This is a genomic window from Leifsonia sp. SIMBA_070, from assembly GCF_046534635.1.
GTDB lineage: Bacteria > Actinomycetota > Actinomycetes > Actinomycetales > Microbacteriaceae > Leifsonia.
Genome location: NZ_JAWRYK010000001.1, coordinates 1,082,324 through 1,101,741, shown reverse-complemented (window position 1 = coordinate 1,101,741; position 19,418 = coordinate 1,082,324). Strand labels below are relative to the sequence as shown.

General features: G+C 71.2%; 11 protein-coding genes. 3 read left to right on the top strand and 8 right to left on the bottom strand.

All coding sequences use genetic code 11. The annotated features are described in order from the left end of the window. Positions 1–2 precede the first annotated feature (2 nt). The 4 genes from SB754_RS05105 to SB754_RS05090 form a co-directional block, all read right to left on the bottom strand. Positions 3–476 (bottom strand): hypothetical protein, encoded by a 474-nt coding sequence (locus tag SB754_RS05105; protein WP_410781270.1) that lies wholly within the window; start codon positions 474–476, stop codon positions 3–5. Beyond that, the gene (locus SB754_RS05100) at positions 476–1,669 is read right to left on the bottom strand and encodes an ROK family transcriptional regulator (protein WP_410781269.1); all 1,194 of its coding nucleotides are present in this window, start codon (positions 1,667–1,669) and stop codon (positions 476–478) included. The genes SB754_RS05105 and SB754_RS05100 overlap by 1 nt, the downstream gene beginning before the upstream one ends. Positions 1,670–2,321: 652 nt before the next feature. After that, on the bottom strand, positions 2,322–5,252 hold the full coding sequence (locus SB754_RS05095; protein WP_410781268.1) for a UPF0182 family protein: 2,931 nt from the start codon (positions 5,250–5,252) through the stop codon (positions 2,322–2,324). A gap of 84 nt (positions 5,253–5,336) precedes the next feature. Continuing rightward, complete coding sequence (locus tag SB754_RS05090) at positions 5,337–6,488, bottom strand: PDZ domain-containing protein (RefSeq protein ID WP_410781267.1); 1,152 nt, start codon at positions 6,486–6,488, stop codon at positions 5,337–5,339. A 186-nt stretch (positions 6,489–6,674) separates the two neighbouring features. On the opposite strand from SB754_RS05090, the gene SB754_RS05085 reads away from it, so the two are divergent. Together SB754_RS05085 and SB754_RS05080 are read left to right on the top strand one after the other, a co-directional pair. Beyond that, the gene (locus tag SB754_RS05085) at positions 6,675–8,036 is read left to right on the top strand and encodes a zinc-dependent metalloprotease (protein WP_410781266.1); all 1,362 of its coding nucleotides are present in this window, start codon (positions 6,675–6,677) and stop codon (positions 8,034–8,036) included. Positions 8,037–8,115: 79 nt separating this feature from the next. Continuing rightward, a complete protein-coding gene (locus SB754_RS05080) occupies positions 8,116–8,910 on the top strand; it encodes a hypothetical protein (RefSeq protein ID WP_410781265.1) in 795 nt (264 codons plus the stop codon). On the opposite strand, the gene SB754_RS05075 is transcribed toward SB754_RS05080, so the two are convergent. Beyond that, positions 8,855–10,732, bottom strand: coding sequence for an ATP-dependent helicase (locus tag SB754_RS05075; protein WP_410781264.1), 1,878 nt, complete (start codon positions 10,730–10,732; stop codon positions 8,855–8,857). The two genes, SB754_RS05080 and SB754_RS05075, sit on opposite strands and share 56 nt — an antisense overlap. Next, a complete protein-coding gene (gene nudC / locus SB754_RS05070; protein WP_410781263.1) occupies positions 10,729–11,748 on the bottom strand; it encodes an NAD(+) diphosphatase in 1,020 nt (339 codons plus the stop codon). Before nudC ends, SB754_RS05075 begins: the two co-directional genes overlap by 4 nt. 60 nt (positions 11,749–11,808) lie before the next feature. On the opposite strand from nudC, the gene SB754_RS05065 reads away from it, so the two are divergent. After that, entirely contained in the window at positions 11,809–12,882 is a 1,074-nt protein-coding gene (locus SB754_RS05065; protein WP_410781262.1) for a phosphotransferase, read from the top strand. On the opposite strand, the gene SB754_RS05060 is transcribed toward SB754_RS05065, so the two are convergent. Beyond that, complete coding sequence (locus tag SB754_RS05060) at positions 12,813–16,181, bottom strand: UvrD-helicase domain-containing protein (protein WP_410781261.1); 3,369 nt, start codon at positions 16,179–16,181, stop codon at positions 12,813–12,815. The genes SB754_RS05065 and SB754_RS05060 overlap by 70 nt on opposite strands. Then, entirely contained in the window at positions 16,178–19,351 is a 3,174-nt protein-coding gene (locus SB754_RS05055; protein ID WP_410781260.1) for an ATP-dependent helicase, read from the bottom strand. Before SB754_RS05055 ends, SB754_RS05060 begins: the two co-directional genes overlap by 4 nt. Between the last annotated feature and the right edge of the window lie 67 nt (positions 19,352–19,418).

The window sequence follows — 19,418 nt, the reverse complement described above, 5'->3', positions numbered from 1 at the left end:
GTTCAGGAGGCGGTGAGCAGCGCGAGGAGCGCGGCGCCGTGCTGCCTGTCGAACCCGAACGTGGCGATATCCGCGTAGGAGGGGTCGGGCCTCGGGCCCATGTCGACCACGAGCACAGACCTGCATGTCTCCCGGATGGCATCCACCACCTGGCGCGCCCAGCGGTTGGCCGCGTTGTCGGCGCCGACCACGACGACGGGGGTGGACGTGGCGAGCACGAGTTCCGGGTCGTCAGAGGCGGACACGGAGACGACCGGATTCCCGGCCCACCGCGACGCGGCGGTGCTCCCCTGCTCCGCCCAGGCCTCCTGCAGCGTGTACCAGCGCGGCACGCCGAGCACGTCGTTGTCCAGCGTCGCCAGTCGCACCACGGTGCAGCGGCCCCGGAATCGCGGAAGCGCCTCCCGCACGCCGGGCGCGAACCCGAAGGCGACCGGTGCGTCCACCCGGACTTCCGGGTCGGCCACCAGCGTCATCAGGACACCCCCAATTGTGCGGAGAGCACCATCACCACGCAGCCGCGCAGCACGATGTCGCGGCCCTGACTCGTCATCCGGATGGTGACGCCCGAGTGGAAGCCGGCCATCGTGCGGTTCCGCAGCGTCTCACCGACCGCCTCCAGGAGGACGCCGTCGATCAACTCCTCCGGACCGCTCAGCACCACCTCGGAGAGGTTGAGTGCACCGACGATCGGAGCGAGAGCGACGCCGAGGCGCTGACCGGCCTCCCGCAGCACCGGCTCGACGGGGGCGTCGGCGGCCTCGGCGGCCGCGACGCGCGACTCGAGCCGCGGGACCGCAAGCCAGGCCTCCAGGGTGCGCTCGCGGTCGTACGACCCCTCAGGGCCGTCATCGGTTCCGACCATCACCTGGCCGATCTCGCCGGCGGCGAAGCGGCTGCCGAAGACCAGCGCCCCCGCCACCAGCAGCCCGGATCCGACACCATGGCCGACCTTCACGAGCATCATGTCGCCCTGTGCGTCGGCGAAGCCGTGCTCGGCGAGCACCGCGACGTTGGCGTCGTTGGCGACGAAGACGGGAAGCCCGGTGCGCTCGGCCACGAGGCGCTGCAGCGGCTCGTCGACCCACCCGAGGTTGGGGGCGGCCGCCACGGTGCCCTCTGCATCCACGATGCCAGGAGAGCCGATGCCGATGCCGAGCACGCGCGCTGTCGCCTGCTCCACCAGCCGTTCGACGAGCGCGAGCACCTTGTCCGTCACCTCGGCGCCGCGGCTGCCGGCCAGCTCCATCTCCGTCGTGCTCAGGATGCGCCCGTCCATGTCGAGGACGGCGCCACGGAAGACGGCGTGCTCGCTCAGGTCGACGCCGAGGATCTGCGTGGCACCGCGGTCGACGTCGAGCAGGACCGCCGGCTTTCCCGGGCGCGCGTCGTCGCGCTGACCGAGCTCGACGACGAGACCTTCGGCGATGAGCTCCCCCACCAGGTCCGAGATGGTGACGCGGGTGAGGCCCGTCGTGCGGGCGAGGTCCGCTCGGCTCACCCTCCCCTCGCGGTACAGAGACTGCAGCACGAGCGATCGGTTGTGGCCCCTGGCGTGCTCCGGCAGCACCTTGGTCCGCGGTCGCAGGGCGCGACCCGGAACGAGGCCGCGGTCGGGCTGCGGAGTGCGTTCGGCGGTCGCGAAGCGCGTGCCCTGGTCGATCACCATGTTTGTTAGTAAACCTGACAATCAAAGTCCTGGCAACACTTTTGTGGGACTTTTCCGGTGTGGACGCGAGAAGCGGCACGTGTGATGCGTGCGCGAGTGGCCACTTCGAACGGCGCCCGAACATAGCGGGCGGAGCTCTCCCCGTCTGCCACCTCCCGCGACGGTTCCTGAATTCAGGAGAAACGGTGCGGATGGGCCCTCTCAGCCCTTTATTCAGGATCCACGAGCACGACACCGCCCGATTCTCCTGAATTCAGGCACCGCCGGGCCGGCCAATCTCCTGAATTCAGGAGAAACAGTGCGGATGGGCCCCCTCAGCCCTCTATTCAGGACTCAGAAGCACGGCGCGGCCCGATTTCCTGAATTCAGGACCGCCAGGCCGGCCAGCCTCAATTCAGGAGAAGCGGTGCGGACGGGCCCTCCCAGCCCTCTATTCAGGACTCAGGAGCACGGCGCGGCCCGATTCTCCTGAATTCAGGACCGCCAGGCCGGCCATTCTCCTGAATTCAGGACCGCCAGGCCGGCCATTCTCCTGAATTCAGGACCGCCAGGCTGGTCGATCTCCTGAATTCAGGACCGCCGACGGGCCACCTCTCGACGCAGCGAAGCGGCCCGCGCGAGATCCGCACGGGCCGCTTTCGAGGTGCTGCCGCTACTTGGCCGCCGGCTGGCCTTCGGCCGCCACGGCGTCCGCGATCGCCTGCTGCAGACGCTGCTGAGCCTCGCCGTACGCGCCCCAGTCCCCCGACTTGAGCGCCGCCTGGCTGTCGCTGAGCGCCTGGTTCGCGCGCTGCAGTGCCTGCTGCAGGGCCGTGTTGCCCGCCGCCGAGCTGCCGCCGGAGCTTCCCCCGGTGGTCGTCCCGGTGCCGGTCTGCCCACCGGTCGCGGTGCCGCCCGTGGTCGGAACGTTGTTGTCCCCGGCGGACGCGCCCGAGTCGCCGCCGAACAGGGCGTCGAGCGCCTGATCCAGGGTGTCCTCGAACTCGATCTTGTCGCCGAAGGCCACGAGCACCTTCTGCAGGAGCGGGTAGCTGGTCTCGCCCGACGATCGGACGTAGACCGGCTGCACGTAGAGCAGACCGCCTCCGACCGGCAGGGTCAGCAGGTTGCCGTTGATGACCTCCGATTTACCCTGCCGCAACAGGTTCAGCTGTTGCGAGACGGTCGGGTCGGAGTCGAACTGGTTCTGCATCTGGCCGGGCCCCGGTATGGTGTCGCTCGATGGCAGCTGCAGGAGTCTGAGTTTGCCGTAGCCGGACGCCACTTTCCCCTTGGTGTCGCCGGCATCCGCATCCACGGCCAGATAGCCCTTGAGCACCGATCTGCTGGATTCGCTCGTACCCGCCGGGATGAAGGTGGAGTAGAGCGAGAACGCCGGCGAGTCCTGACCCGGCATCTTCATGGTCAGGTAGTACGGCGGCTGCAGCGCCGGGTTGCTGGACGGCGACGTGGGGTCGTTGGGCGTGGTCCAGGCGTCCTCACGCGAGTAGAACGAGCCGGCGTCGGTCACGTGGTACTGGCCGAGCACCGCCCGCTGCACCTTGAACAGGTCCGACGGGTAGCGGACGTGACTCATCAGCTGCGCGCTCATGTCGCTCACCGGCTTGACGTTCCCCGGGAAGACCTTCTCCCACGTCTTCAGCACCGGATCGTTGGTGTCCCACGCGTACAGCGTCACGGAGCCGTCGTACGCGTCGACGGTCGCTTTCACCGAGTTGCGGATGTAGTTGATGTCGTCGAAGGCGTAGGCGGGCTTCGGGGTGTCCTTGTCGGCCGTGGCGTCGCTGAGGCTCCCGACGTGCGAGTACGGGAACTGGTCGCTCGTCGTGTAGCCGTCGATGATCCACTTCACACGCCCGTCCACGACCGCCGGGTACGCCTGCGAGTCGAGCGTCAGGTACGGTGCGACCTTCTGCACGCGCTTGATCGGATCGCGGTCGTACAGGATCTGCGAGTCGCTGTTGACCGCGTCGGAGAGCACGATCTGCTCATCCTGGAACTTCAGGGCGTAGACCAGCCGCTTGAAGACGTTGTCGAGCTTCGGTCCTCCGTTGCCGTCGAACGTGGTGTAGGTCTGCTGTGCGCCGTTCGCGCCGCCCGGGTAGTCGAGCTCCACCTTCTTGCTGCCGGAGGGTGCACCGACGATGGAGTAGGTGGGTGACTGCTCACCGAAGTAGATGCGCGGCTGGTAGGTGCCGAGGGTCCCGGTCGTCGGGATGCCGGACTCCATGAACACCGGCTGGCCGTCTGGCGACCGCTGGTTGCCGTAGGCGGCGACGAGACCGTAGCCGTGGGTGTAGACGATGGTGTCGTTGAACCAGTTGCTGGTGCCGCCGAGCCCGGACTGCTGCAGCTCGCGGACCGCGACCACCGCATCCTGCTGCGTGCCGTTGAGGTTGTACCTGTCGACATTGAGCTTCTCGGGGAAGGCGTAGTACTGCCGGAACTGCTGCAGCTGCCGGAACGAGGGGCTCACGACGGCGGGGTCGAGGATGCGGATCTGCGCGGTCGTCTGCGCGTCCTGCCGGAGGGCGCCCTGCTCGGCCGTGGTCTTCGCGTTGTACGGGACGGTCTCGATGTCGCTCAGCCCGTACGCCTCGCGGGTGGAGTCGATCCCCTTCTGGACGTATGGCGACTCGAGCGTCTTCTGGCTGGGGTCGACCTGGAAGCGCTGAACGACCCACGGCACGATCGCGCCGACGACGAGGGCGGCGACGATCAGCAGCGCCGTTCCGACCATCGGGAAGCGCCAACGGCCGACGAAGGCGGTGACGACGAAGAGGATGGCCACGAACACGGCAGCGCCCGCCAGGATGGCGCGGCCCGGGATGGTCGCATTGACGTCGGTGTAGGCCGCTCCGTTGATCATGTCGTTGACGTTGGAGTCGGTCACGGTGGCGTAGCGGTCGAGCCAGATGCTGACGCCCTGCAGCAGCAGGTAGAGGGCTGCGATCACGGAGATCTGGACCCGGGCGGCGCGCGAGATGCGGACCTCCCGCCCGTTCACGCGGATCGAGCCGTACAGGTAGCACGTGGCGAGCGTCGCCAGCAGCGAGATCAGCACGACCGCCGACGCGAAGCCGACAGCGCTGCGGTAGAACGGCAGGGCGAACAGGTAGAAGCCGATGTCGAGGTGGAACAGCGGGTCGGTCTTGCCGTACGAGGTGCCGTTCAGCCACAGCGCGGCCGTCTCCCACCGGCTCGCCGACGAGACACCGGCGAAGATGCCGAACACGATGGGGATGCCGTACATCGCCAGGCGGCGCAGCGGCTCGATCACCTGCTGGTACCGGTCGAGCTGGGAGTTCAGCTTCGCGTAGACCGGCCGCAGCCGGTACGCGAGCTGGATGGCCAGCCAGAGCGGCAGGGCCATCCCGAGGAACCCGATGAAGAACATCGTGATCCCGGCGAACCACTGCGTGGTGAGCACGTTGAGGTACCCGAGCTGCTGGTACCAGAGGATGTCGGCGTACAGCCCTGCGAAGACGAAGAACAGGATCACGACCGCGACGATCACCCCGAGAGTGATCCAGATCGCCGCGCGCCGGCGGCCTGCGGGTCGTACTGCGGCTGTTGAACTCACGTATGGCCTTCTTGGTCTCGCGTGGCGGGGGTGAGAACCATCCTAGGCAGCAGACGCTTGGAGAACGCTGCGGCCCGGATGTGCTCAGCCTGCAGGGCAGGTGGGAAGGGCGGACGTGCTGCTCCCCTCCCGCACCGCCTTCAGGACTTTGAGGGAATCGGCGAGCGTCTTCACGGCGAAGACGTGCAATCCGGACGGGATGTGGCCGGTGACCTCGTCGCAGTTGGACGCCGGCGCGAGGAAGTACGACGCTCCACCGGTGTCGCGCGCGGCGTACATCTTCTGCCGGATGCCGCCGATCGGGCCGATCTCGCCGACATTGTCGATGGTGCCGGTTCCGGCGATGCGCTTCCCGCCGTTGAGGTTCTCGGCGGTCAGCTTGTCCATGATGCCGAGCGCGAACATCTGGCCGGCGCTGGGGCCGCCGACGTCGTTGAGCTGGATCTTCACGTCGAACGGGAAGGTGTAGTCCATCCCGGCGCCGATGCCCAGCACGACCTGGCCCTGCGACTCGGTCGGCGTGATGGCGACGGTGGAGGCGGCGCCGTCGCGGACGATTCCGAGCTCGGCGGCTGTGCCCGTGCCGTTCGCCTTCACGGCGTCGCGCAGCCCCTGGACGCTGCTGATGGCCGTTCCGTTGACGGTGGTGATCTCGTCCCCCACTTTCAGATCCTTGGAGGCGGGCGTTCCGGTGATGAGCTGCTTCACCGCGACGTGCTGAGGGAAGGTGTAGCCGAGCTGGTTGAGGGCGGCCGCGATCGCATCCTGCTGCGAGTCCACCATCAGAGCGGCGTTCTGTGCGTTCGACTGCTCCGTCGTCGTACCCGGGGGGAAGACGCTCTCGAGCGGCAGCACGGCCTTGCTCGGCTGGAACCAGGCGCTCGCGATCTCGAACCAGCTGGGGCGCTGGTCGGGGTTGCCGACGACGGAGACCGTGAGGAGGTCGAGCGAGCCAGAGGTCGGATAGGTCTTCTCGTCCGGGATGCTGATGAGCTGCTTGGCATCGCCGCCCGACGGGGAGCCGACGGCCTGGTCGGTTCCCAGCGTGTTGAAGACGGGACCGGGCTGCTCGATCACGAACGGTGCGGGCGCGAGCGCGAGGACCAGGGCGAGGACGACGGCGATGCCGATGGCGATCCACCCGGCGATGACGCGGCGCGGCGGCGCGACCCGGACCGGCGAGCCGTCGGGTCCGTAGCCCTGCGGCGTGTGCTGGTCGTCGCTGAACAGGGTCACGGCCCGTCCTCTCATTCAGTGCTCGTCACAGCAGTGTTCGCCACGGGCGCACGGCCCGAAGGCGAGCATAGGCCAATTCATACCCGCCTCCCCGGCACCAGCGGCTAGCGTAGATCATGAGCCTGAAGCCGAGCCGACGGCGCTCGTACCGACGGCCGGCTCACTTCGAGAAGAGGGACGCTGACCATGGCCGACGATCGCAACGACGACCAGGACCCGGACCGCGAGGACGACGAGTTCCGCGACATGCTGAGCCAGTTCCTGTCCGGGAACGGCGCATCCATCGACCCGAGCCGGCTGGCCGGCGCTGCCGGCCTCCCGAACGACCCGGCCAGCATCCAGGCCCTCCTCGGCCAGCTCCAGAACGCGCTGATGAACCCCAGCGGCGGCATCAACTGGGACATCGCCGAGCAGCAGGCGCGGCAGCTCGCGTCCGACAGCGCCCAGACGGTCACGCCGGCGGAACGCGCCTCGCTCGATCAGGCCTTCCATGTCGCGTCGCTCTGGCTCGACCAGGCGACCGGGGTGGCCGGACTCAGCGCCTCCCCCGAATTGATCGGCCGGACCGAATGGGCGAGACAGACGATGCCCCTCTGGTCGCAGCTGGCAGAGCCGGTGGCGCTCAGCATCTCGGACGCCCTCACCCGTGTGCTCGCCGAGCAGGCGCCAGAGGAGATGCAGGCGATGCTGCAGAACGCCGGGCAGGTGATGCGCTCCATCGGCGGCGCATTGTTCGCGATGCAGCTCGGCCAGGTGGTCGGGCAGCTGTCGAAGGAGGTCGTCTCCGGCGGCGACATCGGCATCCCGCTGCTTCCCGACGGCCAGGCGGCCCTGATCCCGCAGAACATCGAGGCCTTCGGCGACGGGCTCGACATCCCGGAGGACCAGATCCAGCTGTACCTGGCGGTCCGCGAGCTCGCCCACGCGCGGCTGTTCCGTCACGCGAAGTGGCTGCGACTGCAGTTGATCACCCAGATCACGGCCTTCGCCAAGGGCATCAGCATCGACACCGATGCGCTGGAGTCGTTGGCCGAGAACTTCGACCCGTCGAACCCGGAGGAGCTCAGGGAGGCGATGGTGAGCGGCCGCCTCATCCCGCCGCGCTCCGAGGAGCAGCAGGAGGCGCTGGCCCGCCTCGAGACGGTGCTGGCACTGGTGGAGGGCTGGGTCGACGTCGTCACCGCGAACGCCACCCGGCTGCTGCCGCGGGCCGATGCAATCGCCGAGACCGTCCGCCGCCGCCGGGCCTCCGGAGGCCCGGCGGAATCCGCGTTCGCGACGCTGGTCGGCCTGGAGCTGCGCCCGCGCCGGCTGCGCGACGCCGCCGCCATGTGGCGCGCGGTCACCGACGCGGTGGGGATGGATGCCCGCGACGACCTCTGGTCGCACCCGGACCTGCTCCCCCAGTCGTCCGACCTCGACGACCCGTCGGCACTCGTCGCCCGTCTGACCGCGGCGGCCACGGGGCAGGAGCCCGAGCAGGACGCCCTGGATCAGGCCATCGAGGACCTGCTGCGGGACGACAGGGACCGGCCGACCGAAGGCTGACCCTGTGGACAGTTCTCGTCGCTGAGGTCGACCTGTGGAGAACCGCTGATCGACCTCCGCGCTCCGGCAGGATTCGAGGATGGTCCACGTCCTCGACTCCCGCATCCCCCGCGTCTGGCGCACTCCCGACAGCATCCAGTTCGGCGTGGACGACCCCGTCCTCGTCCTCGAGGGCGTGACGCACGCCGAGGAGCGGATGCTGGTCGCACTATCCGGCGGGGTCACCCCCGAGGGACTGCAGCTGATCGCCTCCCGAGCGGGAGCGCCCGATGGGTCCGCCGACGCCCTGCTGGATCGGGTCGCGCCCGCACTGGCGTCCCCGTCGCCGGTGCCCGCTCCGTCCCTCGTCGTGCTCGACGGGGCCGGTCCCACGGCCGCCGCGCTCGAGCGGATGCTGACCGAAGCCGGCGTCGAGGTCCGGAGCGGACTGGAGTGGTCCGATCCCGCGGTCGAGCGCGCGGACGCAGCCGTCGTGGTGGCGTCCTACGCCGTCGAGCCGCACCGGCACGTGCGCTGGCTGCGGCGCGACGTCGCTCACCTGCCAGTGGTCTTCGGCGACACGGGAGTGACCGTCGGCCCGCTGGTGCTGCCCGGCCGCGGCCCGTGCCTGCGCTGCCTCGACCTCCACAGGACGGATGCCGATGCCGCCTGGCCCGCGATGGCGACGCAGTTGCACACGCGACCTGCGCACGGCGAGACCGCGATCGCGGCTGGGGCGACCGCGGCGCGCGCGGCCGCGCTGCTGACGACGTATCTGCGAGCCGGCCGGGCAGTCCCGGGTGCGAGCGCGCGCCTTCCGTCGGGTGGCGCGGACTGGGTCAGCCGGACGTGGCGGCCGCACCCCGAGTGCGGTTGCCTGGGTCTGCCGCCGTGACGTCCGGGCGGGGGGCCTCCGGGTGGGCCGCCGCTGGGTGGGCCGCCGCCGGGTGGGCCGCCGCCGGGTGGGCCGCCGCCGCCGGGTGGGCCGCCGCCGGGCGGCCGACCGCCGGGCGCAGCTCGGCCAGGAACCGCGACGGCTGCCGGAGAGACGGCCTGCCCGGCTGGTTGCCGCGCGCCGCCCAGCTGAGCCGCAGCCTCCTGCGTGCGCGGGTGATACCGACGTAGAGCAGGCGGCGTTCTTCGTCCACCTGCTCGAAGGTGCTCGCATAGCTGATCGGGACGAGCCCTTCGCTCAGTCCCACCAGGTAGACCGACGGCCACTCCAGGCCCTTGGCGGCGTGCAGCGTCGCCAGCGTGACGGCCGACATCGTCGGCTCGTGCTGTCCGGCCTGACGGGCGTGCAATTCGTCCGTGAAGCCGCGCAGGGTCTGCCCGGGGGGCTGCTCGTCGACGAGGCCCATGATGGCGTTGAGCGACTCCCAGCGCTCCCGGACGGCCCCGCGTCCCTCGGGAGGCTGCACCGACCAGCCGAGCGAACGGAGCACGTCGCTGACCGAACGGAACAGCGGCTCCTCGGTGGCGACCAGACTGGCCGCGCGGAGCGACATGACCGCCTGCCGCACCTCCGGCAGGTCGAAGAACCGCTTGGAGCCACGGATCTGATAGCTGATCCCCCGGTCGCCGAGCGCCTGCTCCAGCGCCGCCGCCTGCACATTGATGCGGTAGAGGGCCGCGATGTGCTCCGGTTTGGCGCCCGCGGCGAGCTCGGCGGCGATCTGCTCGGCGACGGCTCGCGCCTCCGCCCGGTCGTCCTCGTAGGCCGCCGGCTCCGACACGGCGACCTCGCTCAGGTCACCGCCGTGGGAGGGTAGCTCGGCCGGGCGCAGCGTGAGCGCGCCGGAACGCCCGCGCATCAAGCGGTTGGCCGCGTCGATCACCGCGGGCGTCGACCGGTAGTTCTGCTCTAGCCGCACCACGGTGGCGCCGGGATGCTCGTGCTCGAAGCCCAGCAGGTAGTCGCTGCGCGCTCCGGCGAACGAGTAGATCGTCTGGCTCGCATCGCCCACGACGCAGAGGTCGTTGCGCTTCCCGAGCCACAGACCAAGGAGGTCGTGCTGCAGCGGGGAGACATCCTGGTACTCGTCGACGACGAAGAAGCGGTACTGCTCGCGGACCTGCATCGCGACCGCGGGCTCGCTCTCGATCATGCCCGCACAGGCGAGGAGGACATCCTCGAAGTCGATCTGCTTGCGCTCGTCCTTCAGGTCCTCGTAGCGCTGCAGCAGGTCGGCGACCTGCTCGGCGGACAGGGAGCCCGGAGTCGGACGCCCCGCAGCGGTGTACTGGTCGATCCCGAGGCCGGAGACCTTGCGCCACTCGATCTCGGCGGCGAGATCGCGCAGCGTCGCCGTGTCCACCTTGAGCTTGAGCGACTCCGCCGCGTGACCGAGGATGCGCCCCTTCCCGTCGAGCACGGACGGGAGTTGCCCGCCGACGACCTGCGGCCAGAAGTAGTTCAGCTGTGCCAGGGCGGCCGAGTGGAACGTGCGGGCGGAGACGCCGCCCGCGCCCAGCTGACGCAGCCGCCCCCGCAGCTCGGCAGCGGCGCGAGCGGTGAACGTCAGCGCCATGACCCGGTTGGGCGCATAGGCGCCGGAGGCGACGCCGTACGCGATGCGGTGGGTGATCGCGCGCGTCTTGCCGGTGCCGGCGCCGGCGAGGATGCAGACCGGACCGAACAGCGCCTCGGCGGCCACGCGCTGCTGTGCGTCCAGTCCGGCGAGCAGGGCGTCCGGTCCGGACGCCTCGGCGGTCACGGCGCCGGCGGCTCGTCGAGCGGGCCGCCGTACCAGTCCTCGATCAGGGAGCGCGCGATGGAGGAGCGCCCAGGCAGGATGATCTGGTCCCGCGCCTCCCACAGCTCCTGGCGGCTGAACCAGCGCAGGTCGAGGATCTCCTCGCCGTCGGGGTCGAGCGCCGCCGCGGGCTGATCGTCGGCGAGACGGGCCGTCATCCCGACCATCACCGACGCCGGGAACGGCCACGGCTGCGATCCCTTGTAGCGCGCCTCCACCACGCGGATGCCGGCCTCCTCGAAGATCTCGCGCTCCACGGCCGCCTCGAACGACTCCCCCGGCTCGACGAACCCGGCGAGGAGCGAGTACCGCGAGTGCTCCCACATCGCGTTGGAGCCGAGCAGCAGCCGGTCGTCGGTGTCCAGCACGGTGACGATCACGGCGGGGTCGGTGCGCGGGAAGATCTCGGAGCCGTCCTCGAGGCAGCGGCGGACCCAGCCGGCCTGCTCCACGACGGTCGGCGATCCGCAGCGCGGGCAGTGGGTGTGCGAGGCGTGCCAGTTCGCCATGGCCAGCGCCTCGGTGAAGAGGCCGGCATCGCGGTCGGTCAGTGCTGTGGCGACCGTCCGCAGGGACGCCCAGCGTGCCTCGTCGGGCTCGAGCTCCTGCGCGGCGGCGTCGGTCAGCACCTCCAGCACGACAGCGGTGCCGACCGGCTCGGCAGCGGTGGCGACCGTGGTGCGGCCCAGGTAGACGCGGATCAGCGCAGAGGTGACCCGCTCGACAGGAAGCAGTTCGAGTTCGGCAGGTCCCGCATCCGGAGCCGACCAGCCGTCGGCGGCCGGTGTGGCAGCGTCGATGCTCTCGGCCGTCACGAGCGTCCGGCCCTTCCAGAGCGCCAGCACCCGGGTCGTCGGTTCCTGCCACAGCTCGTCGAACAGCGCAGGCCGCGATCGGGCCGCGTGGTCGCGGTCGGTCGCATGGCGCGACAGCGGAAGCGCGGCGAGCGGCAGAGCAGGAGTCGGGGCGGACGACATCGAGGTCCTTTCGGGGCGTGGCGGACGGCCGTCGCAGGAAGGCCCGATTAGCCTGGGTGCATGGCCAGATCCCATCTCACTCTAGCCGCGCTGGCCAGTTCGGCCGTCCCCGACCTCGATGTCTCCGGCGCTCGCACCCACAGCGCCGGCGGCTCCGGCGACTTCGACTCCGCGCTGCTCGCCACCCGGGACGGGGCCACCGTCATCGTCCGCGTTCCCACGTCGCAGGTGGCGGAGAGCGAGCAGAGCGCCGACCTCGTCGCGCTGCGCGCGCTCACCGCCGGCATCCGCAGCCGGCTGCCGTTCGACGTGCCCCGCTACCTCGGTCAGGCGCCGGTCGGCGGAACCCGCGCGGTCGTCTACGACTTCCTGCCCGGTCACCACATCGCCGTCGACGACGTGCCGCCGGGCGACGGCCTGGCCGGCTCGATCGGGCACGCCATCGCCGCCATCCACGCACTGCCGACCGCGTTCGTCGGGGAGGCCGGGCTCCCGGTCCTGTCCGCCGCCGAGTGCCTCGCCGCAGCCAACGCGGTGATCGAGTCCGCCGCCTCGACGGGGCTGCTGCCGACGGCCCTCCGCGACCGCTGGCGCGACGCCGCGGCCGACCACTCCATCTGGCAGTTCCAGCCCACCGTGATCAACGGCTCCCTCACCGCGGATGCGTTCCTCGTCGAGGACGACGTGGTCGGCGGCGTCCTCGGCTGGTCGGCGCTGCGGGTCGGCGACCCCGCCCGCGACCTGCACTGGCTGCTCGCCATGAACCCGGATGCGACCGACGGCGCGCTCGGCGCCTACGCCTCCACTCGTCAGGTGGCCACCGACCGCCAGTTCACCCAGCGCGCCATGCTCTACGCCGAGCTGGAGGTCGCCCGCTGGCTGCTCCACGGCCGAGAGGTGCGCGACCAGACGATCGTGGACGACGCGGTCGAGATGCTGGACGGCCTGGTGGAGCGGGTGCACACCAACTCCATGAACCCGCTGTCGACCGCGACCGGACCGATCATGGCCGTCGGCGACGTGGAGGCCATGCTCGACCGTACCCCCGGCGACCGGCCGGAGGGCTACCGCCGCTCGGGCGGGATGAAGCCGGTGGCCGACGACCAGAGCGACGTCAGCTCCTCCTCCGAGTAGAGCCGTTCCGGCCGCACCACGCGGTCGTCGGCGACGAAGTAGAAGACGGCGTCGATCCGCTCCGGATCGACCCCTGCGTAGCGCGCGAACGCCAGCCGGTACAGGGCGAGCTGCAGCTGCTTGCGCTCCAGGTCGTCCGCGTCGCGCGGAGCCTTGCCGGTCTTCCAGTCGACGATCTGGTAGTCGTGGAGGCCGTCCTCGGCGCGGTAGACCGCGTCGAGCTTGCACACGACCACCTGCCCGGCGAGGGTGATGTGGATCTCCAGCTCCACCTCCTCCGGCCGGCGTCCGGACCACGCGCTCTTCTCGAAAGTGGCCTTCAGCTCGGCGAAGCGCTCCGCCTCGAGCACGTCGCCGGCCGGGTCGTCGAGTTCGGCGCTGTACGCGTCGAGCTCGTCGGCTGCTCCCGCGACGGTGCCGAAGCGCTCCTCCACCCAGCCGTGGAACAGCGTGCCGAGCCGGGTCTGGCGATACGGTCGCTCGGGCATGGGGCGGCGGAGCGCCGACGCGACGGCGGCCGGATCGGTGACGTAGTCCTTGAACCGGGACGCCGGGATGCGAGCGGGCAGCTCGACGAGCCCGGCCTCCTCCGTGCGGCGCGCCCGCTCTGCCAGGAGGAGGTCGAGGTCGCGGGCGTACACGCCGCCGTCGCCGGTGCCGCGGTCGCGGGCGCGACGAACAGCATCCGCCGCCTGCTCCACCCGGGTGCGGCGGCTCCCCAGCGGTTCCAACGGCCACGTCAGCGTTGTCGAGGACAGGGCGAGAGGGTTCTCGTCGGGCTCGGCACACTCGGGGAAGGCGTCCTCCGGGAGGAGTCCCGCCTCCTGCAACTCCAGGAGGTAGGAGCCGGGCCCACGCGGCTTCGTCTGAGTCGACCAGTACGACCCGCTCAGCAGCAGGCGCCGCCGAGCGCGCGTGACCGCGACGTAGATCAGACGACGCTGCTCATCGAGGTGGCGGGCGACGTTCTCCTCCTCGAATTCGGCGATCGACTCGTGGACGTCCTTCTGGGTCTCGGCGGTCCGCCAGGCGACGACGGGAAGCTCGGCGGAGTCGCCGCGGAACTCGTTGGGCAGCTGCCCGAACGCCAGCCAGCCCTTCCTGCTCTGCGGAGGGCCGGGCAGTTCGCCGTCGACCAGTCGCGGGACGGCGACCACATCCCACTCCAGGCCTTTGGCGCCGTGGATGGTCAGTATCTGCACCGTGCCGGGCTCAGCCTCCTCGCTGCGGGGGGCGAGATTGTCGCGCTGCTCCGCCTCGGCCAGCCAGGAGAGGAAGGAGCCGAGCGTCGCCTGGTCATCGGCCGCCAGGTAGGAGGCGACCTGCTCGGCGAAGGCGTCGAGACTGGCCTGGCCCAGTTGCGCGGTCTCGTTCGCTGCGACCTCGATGTCGAGCAGGAGCTCCTGCTGCACCAGCGTGACCAGGTCGAGCAGGTCGAGGCCGACGCGCGAGCGCAGATGATCGAGGCGGCGTCCGGCGTCGCGCATCCGCTCGAGGCCGGCCGGGCTGAAGCCCTGGAGGAGGGAGTGCCCGTCGGGCGCTTCGACGACGAAGTCCAGCGCATCGACCAGGGAGGCGCCCTCCTCGCCGGCCACCGAGCGGCGCAGCCGGTCGCGCAGCTCCGGATCGAGCCGTTGGTGGCGGTGATCCCGCTCGGCGAGCCAGGAGGCGACATCGCGCAGCACCGCGATGTCCTTGGCGCCGACGCGCCACTTGGCGCCGGTCAGCAGGCGGATCAGCTCCGACCCGGCCGTCGGATCGTGCATGACCCGGAGCGCGCTCACCAGGTCGGCGATCACCGGATGCTCCAGCAGTCCGCCGAGGCCGAGCACATGGTACGGGACGCCGTGCCGCGTGAGGGCGCTGGTGAAGACGTCGATCTTCTTCAGCGATCGGCACAGCAGCGCCGCGCTGGGTGGCGCGCCATCGTCGTCGCGCTCGCGGAGCCGCGCAGCGAGCCAGAGCGCGACGCTGTCCGCTTCGTCGGCGACCGTCTGCTCGAACACGGCCGAGAGTTCGCCGGGGACTGCTCCCGGGCGCGGCTGCAACTGCTCGACATGCACCGGGGCGGCCGCGGTCAGCGGGGCGACCAGCACGTTGGCGGCGTCGAGCACGCGGGTGGGATTGCGCCAGCTGGTGCTCAGTGCGTACTCGTCCGCGGCGAAATCGGAGGAGAAATCGGCGGAGAAGCGGCCGAGGTTCGCCGCGCTGGCGCCGCGCCAGCCGTAGATCGACTGATGCGGGTCGCCCACCGCCATCACCGGCCGCCCGGCGAACAGGCGCGACAGCAGCCGCGTCTGCACGACCGACGTGTCCTGATACTCGTCGAGCAGGACCACCCGGAACCGACGCCGATAGTCGGCGACCACGCCGGGCAGGCGTTCGCAGACGTCGAGCGCGAGAGCGACCTGATCCGAGTACTCGACGAAGCCCCGGCGGCGCTTCTCTGCGTCGAAAGCGCGAGCGAGATCGAGCAGCGGGGGAAGCGAGCCGACGGCGTCGACCGCCGACCGCACCGATGCGTACAGCTCCTTCACCCGGCCATTGCCGGTGGGCAGCTCGGCGATCCGGCCGAACCCCTCCACCATCCGCTCGACCTGGTCCGCGTCGGCGACGTTCTCGCTGAGCGCGCGGCTGAGCCCGACCACGGCACTGGTGACCGCTTCGACGCCACGGTCGAGCTCGACCAGCCGGTTGTCGGTGCTGGTCACCACCAGGCGCCGGGCGAGCTGCCAGGCGGACGCCTCGCTGAGCACCGCAGACTCCGGCTCGCGGCCGATCAGCAGGGCGTTCTCGCGGAAGATGGCGTTCGCGAAGGCGTTGTAGGTCGCGACCTCGGGCGCTTCGAAGGGATCGAACTCGACGTCCGTGACGCCGGAAGCGACGAGCTGCTCGATCCGGGTGCGGATGCGCCCGGCGAGTTCGCCTGCGGCCTTGCGCGTGAACGTCAGCCCGAGGATCTCGGGAACCCGGACGTGCCCGTTGGCCAGCAGCCAGACCACGCGGTTCGCCATCGTCTCGGTCTTGCCGCTGCCCGCACCTGCCACGACGATCGCCGGTCGCAGTGGAGCCTCGATGACGGCCTGCTGCTGCGGTGTGGGGATGGGCAGCCCGAGCGCCTCCGCGATGGCGGCCGCACCGAGGGAACGGGCCGGCCGTCGCCGCGCGACGCCGTCCAGGCCGTCCGGCTCCTCCGGCTCGGCCAGAGAGAACGCCTGCTCGACCAGGTCGAGCCCGGCCTCCTCGGTCGCCCACTCCAGCAGGCCGTCGTCGTCGATGTGGGTGGCCTCGTCCGTCATGCTCCTCCTCCTGCGCTGACGGCGGGGACCAGGTGGATGCGGTACTCGTACTTTCCGTGCGGGTCGCGCTCCCCCAGGTCGACCACGCCGGCGAAGGAGGCGGACGCCATCCCTTCCGCTGCTCCCGCGACCCGCTCGCGCAGCCGCTGCAGGCGCTCGTCGTCCACGCGGTCCTGGGCGACCTCCCGGTAGCCCTTGCCGCGCACACCCTTCGACACGAAGAGCAGCTTCGCCCCGCCTGAGGGCAGGTCGGCGGCCTGCTCGATCGCCCCGTGCTCCATGGCGAGCTGGTAGGCGCCGAGCTGAGCGTGATCGGCGGCCTCAGCCGCCGTCGGTGTGCGGTTGCCGGTCTTGAGGTCGACGATCACGACTGTGCCATCCAGCGTCCGTTCGACGCGGTCGATGGTGCCCCGGACGAGCGCACGGCCGATCCGGAGCTCGAAGGCGCCCTCCGAGCCGAGCAGCGCGCCGCCCGCTCGTTCGAAGTCGCGCAGGTACTCGGAGACGCCGGCGGTCAGCGTGCGTGTGCGCCGACGCTCGCGCTCCTCCAGCCAGGGCGATTCGAACGCCAGCTCGCCCCAGCGTCGCTCGATGCCCTGCCAGAGCCGCTCGACGCTGAGGTCGCGCTCCTCACTGGTGCTCGCCTCCTCCATCACGGCGTGCACGACGGTGCCGATGCCGGCTGCCAGGCCGCTCGGGGAGGCCGCCATCGTGTCGACGAACCAGGCCAGCGGCGACTTCTCGAAGGTCTCCAGCCGTGACGGCGACACCCGCACCACCGCTTCGGGATCGTCGAGGTCGACCAGGGGCTCGGTGGTGGACGGCTCGAGGAGCCCGTACCAGGACTCCGGATCGGCGCCCTCGACCTCCGCGTCTGCGAGGCGGGCGAGCGCCTGGGCGGCATCCGGCGCCCCGGTCGTCACGAGCCGGCGGCGGAGGCGCCCGACCATGCCGCGCAGCGACAGGGGATGCGCCCCGTCGTCCACGTCGTCGACCGCCAGGTCGCCCGCGAGCCGGAGGAACGGGGACGGCTGCTCGTCGTCGTTCGCCGTCGCGGTGAGCAGCACTTGGCCGCGCGAGCGGGAGACGGCGAGCGCGAACATCCGGAGCTCGTCGCCGAGGACCTCGGCGCGTTCGTCCTCGGTCGCCGTCGCGCGGCCCTCCAGCGCGTCGGGAAGGTCCTGGGGGTGCAGCAGCGAGCCCCGCAGCCGCAGGTTCGGCCAGACGCTCTCCTGGAGCCCCGCGACCGCCACCACCTCGTACTCCCGACCGATCGCCGCACTGGGGGTGCAGACCAGGACGGCCTCCCCTGAGGTGCGCGCGGCCAGCGTGTCTTCCGGAACCTCCGCCCCGAGGAGTTCGACCACGAAGTCGGACGCCGGGCGTTCGGGGTACCGCTCCACGAACCGGCGTGCCGCCGTGAAGAGCGCGACGACCCCGTCGAGGTGACGGTTCGCCTCGTCGGCGACGATTCCGCTGCGCTGGGAGTGCTCCAGCCAGCGCGCCGCAAGGCCGCTCCGCTCCCAGATGTGCCACAGCAGCTCCTCGATGGAGGAACCCTGCGCCGCCTTCTCGCGGCCGGATCGCAGCGTCTCGGCGAGCCGTCCGGCGCGGCGGGCGGGAGCGGCGTCGATCGTGGCGAGGTGGGCAGGATGCTGCAGCGCCTCCACGAGGAGCTCATCGCCCGGGCGGTTGCCCTCACCGGCCAGCTCCTCCTGGCGCAGGGCGAGCCGCAGCCTCCGCAGGCTGACGCTGTCGAGGCCGCCGAACGGGCCGAGCAGGAGCTCGGTCGCGACCGCCGGGGTGAGCTCCACCGTGCCGAGCTGCACGCCCGCCACCGTGACGAGCTGCCGGGCCGCGACATCGTCGCGCAGGGGTCGTCCGGCGATGCTGGTGGTGGTCGGCACCTCGGCGACGGCGAGCGCGCGCGCCAGCGCCGGGACGTGTGCGCCCGATCGCACGATCACGGCCATCTCGCTCCACGGCACACCGTCGAGCAGGTGCCGCTCGCGCAGCTTGCGCGCCAGCCGGGACGCTTCGGAGGGGGCGGAGGCCGCAACGAGCCGGACGATCTCCGGCCGCGCCTCGGGGAGGCCGGGATCTGGAGCACCGGGATCCGGCTCCTCGCGGCCCGCGGACGCCATGCGCTGCACACCGGCAGCGGCCGTGCCGATCCGCTCGGTGACGCGGGCGGTCAGCTCCCGAAGGGCCGGAGTCTGGCGGTGCGCCGTGGTCAGGACGAACCGCGTCACCGCCACGCCGAGGCGCGACTCCAGTTGGCCCAGCGCCGTGGCTTCGGCGCCGCGGAAGGTGGTGGAGGCAACGTCCGGGTCGCCGAACGCCACGACCGCCACGCCGCGCTCGGCGAAGGCGCGCAGCAGCGCGACCGTGGCGACCGTGGCCTCCTGCAGGTCGTCGACGAACACGACGCGCAGGCGATCGAGGGAACTGCCGTCGCGGACGACGGCGACCGCCGACGCGATCAGCTCGGCGGAATCGACGAACCCGCCACGGTAGCTGTCGACCACCAACTGGTACTCGCCGATGAACCGGGCCGCCGCGCGCCACTCGTCCCGCCCGGTGATCGCGCCCAGCTCGGAGAGGCGTGATGGCGTCACCCCGTGCTCGGCACAGCGCGCCATCAGCTCCCGGAGCTCGGTGCGGAAGCCGCGCAGAGCGCGCACCTCGTCTACGAGCGGCTCCGGCCAGTGCGGACCCGTGCCGTCCTCCATGTGGCCGCTGAGCAGTTCGGCGATGATCTGGTCCTGCTCGCCTCCGGTCAGGAGGCGCGGCGGCTCCGCCCCGACGCGTCGCGCGCGCTCGCCCACCAGCTGGAAGGCGAGTGATGTCGCGGTCCGGGCCAGCGGGCCCTGGGTCGGCACGCCCAGCCTCAGGGCGAGGCGGTCACGGAGCGCCGTCGCCGCCGTCCGCGAGGCACTCAGCGCGAGCACCTCGTCCGTTCCGTAGGCGCGGCCGAGCACCCGCTCTGCGAGGGCCTCCACGAGCGTCGTCGTCTTGCCCGTCCCCGGCGCGCCGAGCACCGCTGCGGAAGCGCCGTCCGCCAGCCCGAGCACCTCGGACTGGGCGCCGTCGAGCGCCGCGCTGCCGACGGGCGGACCGCCGGTCCCGACGGCCCGCTCCGCGCGCATCCGGAAGGCTCGGGTGGTCATGGCTTTCACGGTATCGGCGTCCGCCGACAGAGAACGTGACCGGGGGCCGCGAGCCGTGTGCCGTAGT

Coding starts and splice junctions, on each gene's coding strand:
- nudC (WP_410781263.1), bottom strand. CDS start 11,748: ATGTCGTCCGCCCCGACTCCTGCTCTGCCGCTCGCCGCGCTTCCGCTG.
- SB754_RS05085 (WP_410781266.1), top strand. CDS start 6,675: ATGGCCGACGATCGCAACGACGACCAGGACCCGGACCGCGAGGACGAC.
- SB754_RS05055 (WP_410781260.1), bottom strand. CDS start 19,351: ATGACCACCCGAGCCTTCCGGATGCGCGCGGAGCGGGCCGTCGGGACC.
- SB754_RS05065 (WP_410781262.1), top strand. CDS start 11,809: ATGGCCAGATCCCATCTCACTCTAGCCGCGCTGGCCAGTTCGGCCGTC.
- SB754_RS05100 (WP_410781269.1), bottom strand. CDS start 1,669: ATGGTGATCGACCAGGGCACGCGCTTCGCGACCGCCGAACGCACTCCG.
- SB754_RS05080 (WP_410781265.1), top strand. CDS start 8,116: ATGGTCCACGTCCTCGACTCCCGCATCCCCCGCGTCTGGCGCACTCCC.
- SB754_RS05060 (WP_410781261.1), bottom strand. CDS start 16,181: ATGACGGACGAGGCCACCCACATCGACGACGACGGCCTGCTGGAGTGG.
- SB754_RS05105 (WP_410781270.1), bottom strand. CDS start 476: ATGACGCTGGTGGCCGACCCGGAAGTCCGGGTGGACGCACCGGTCGCC.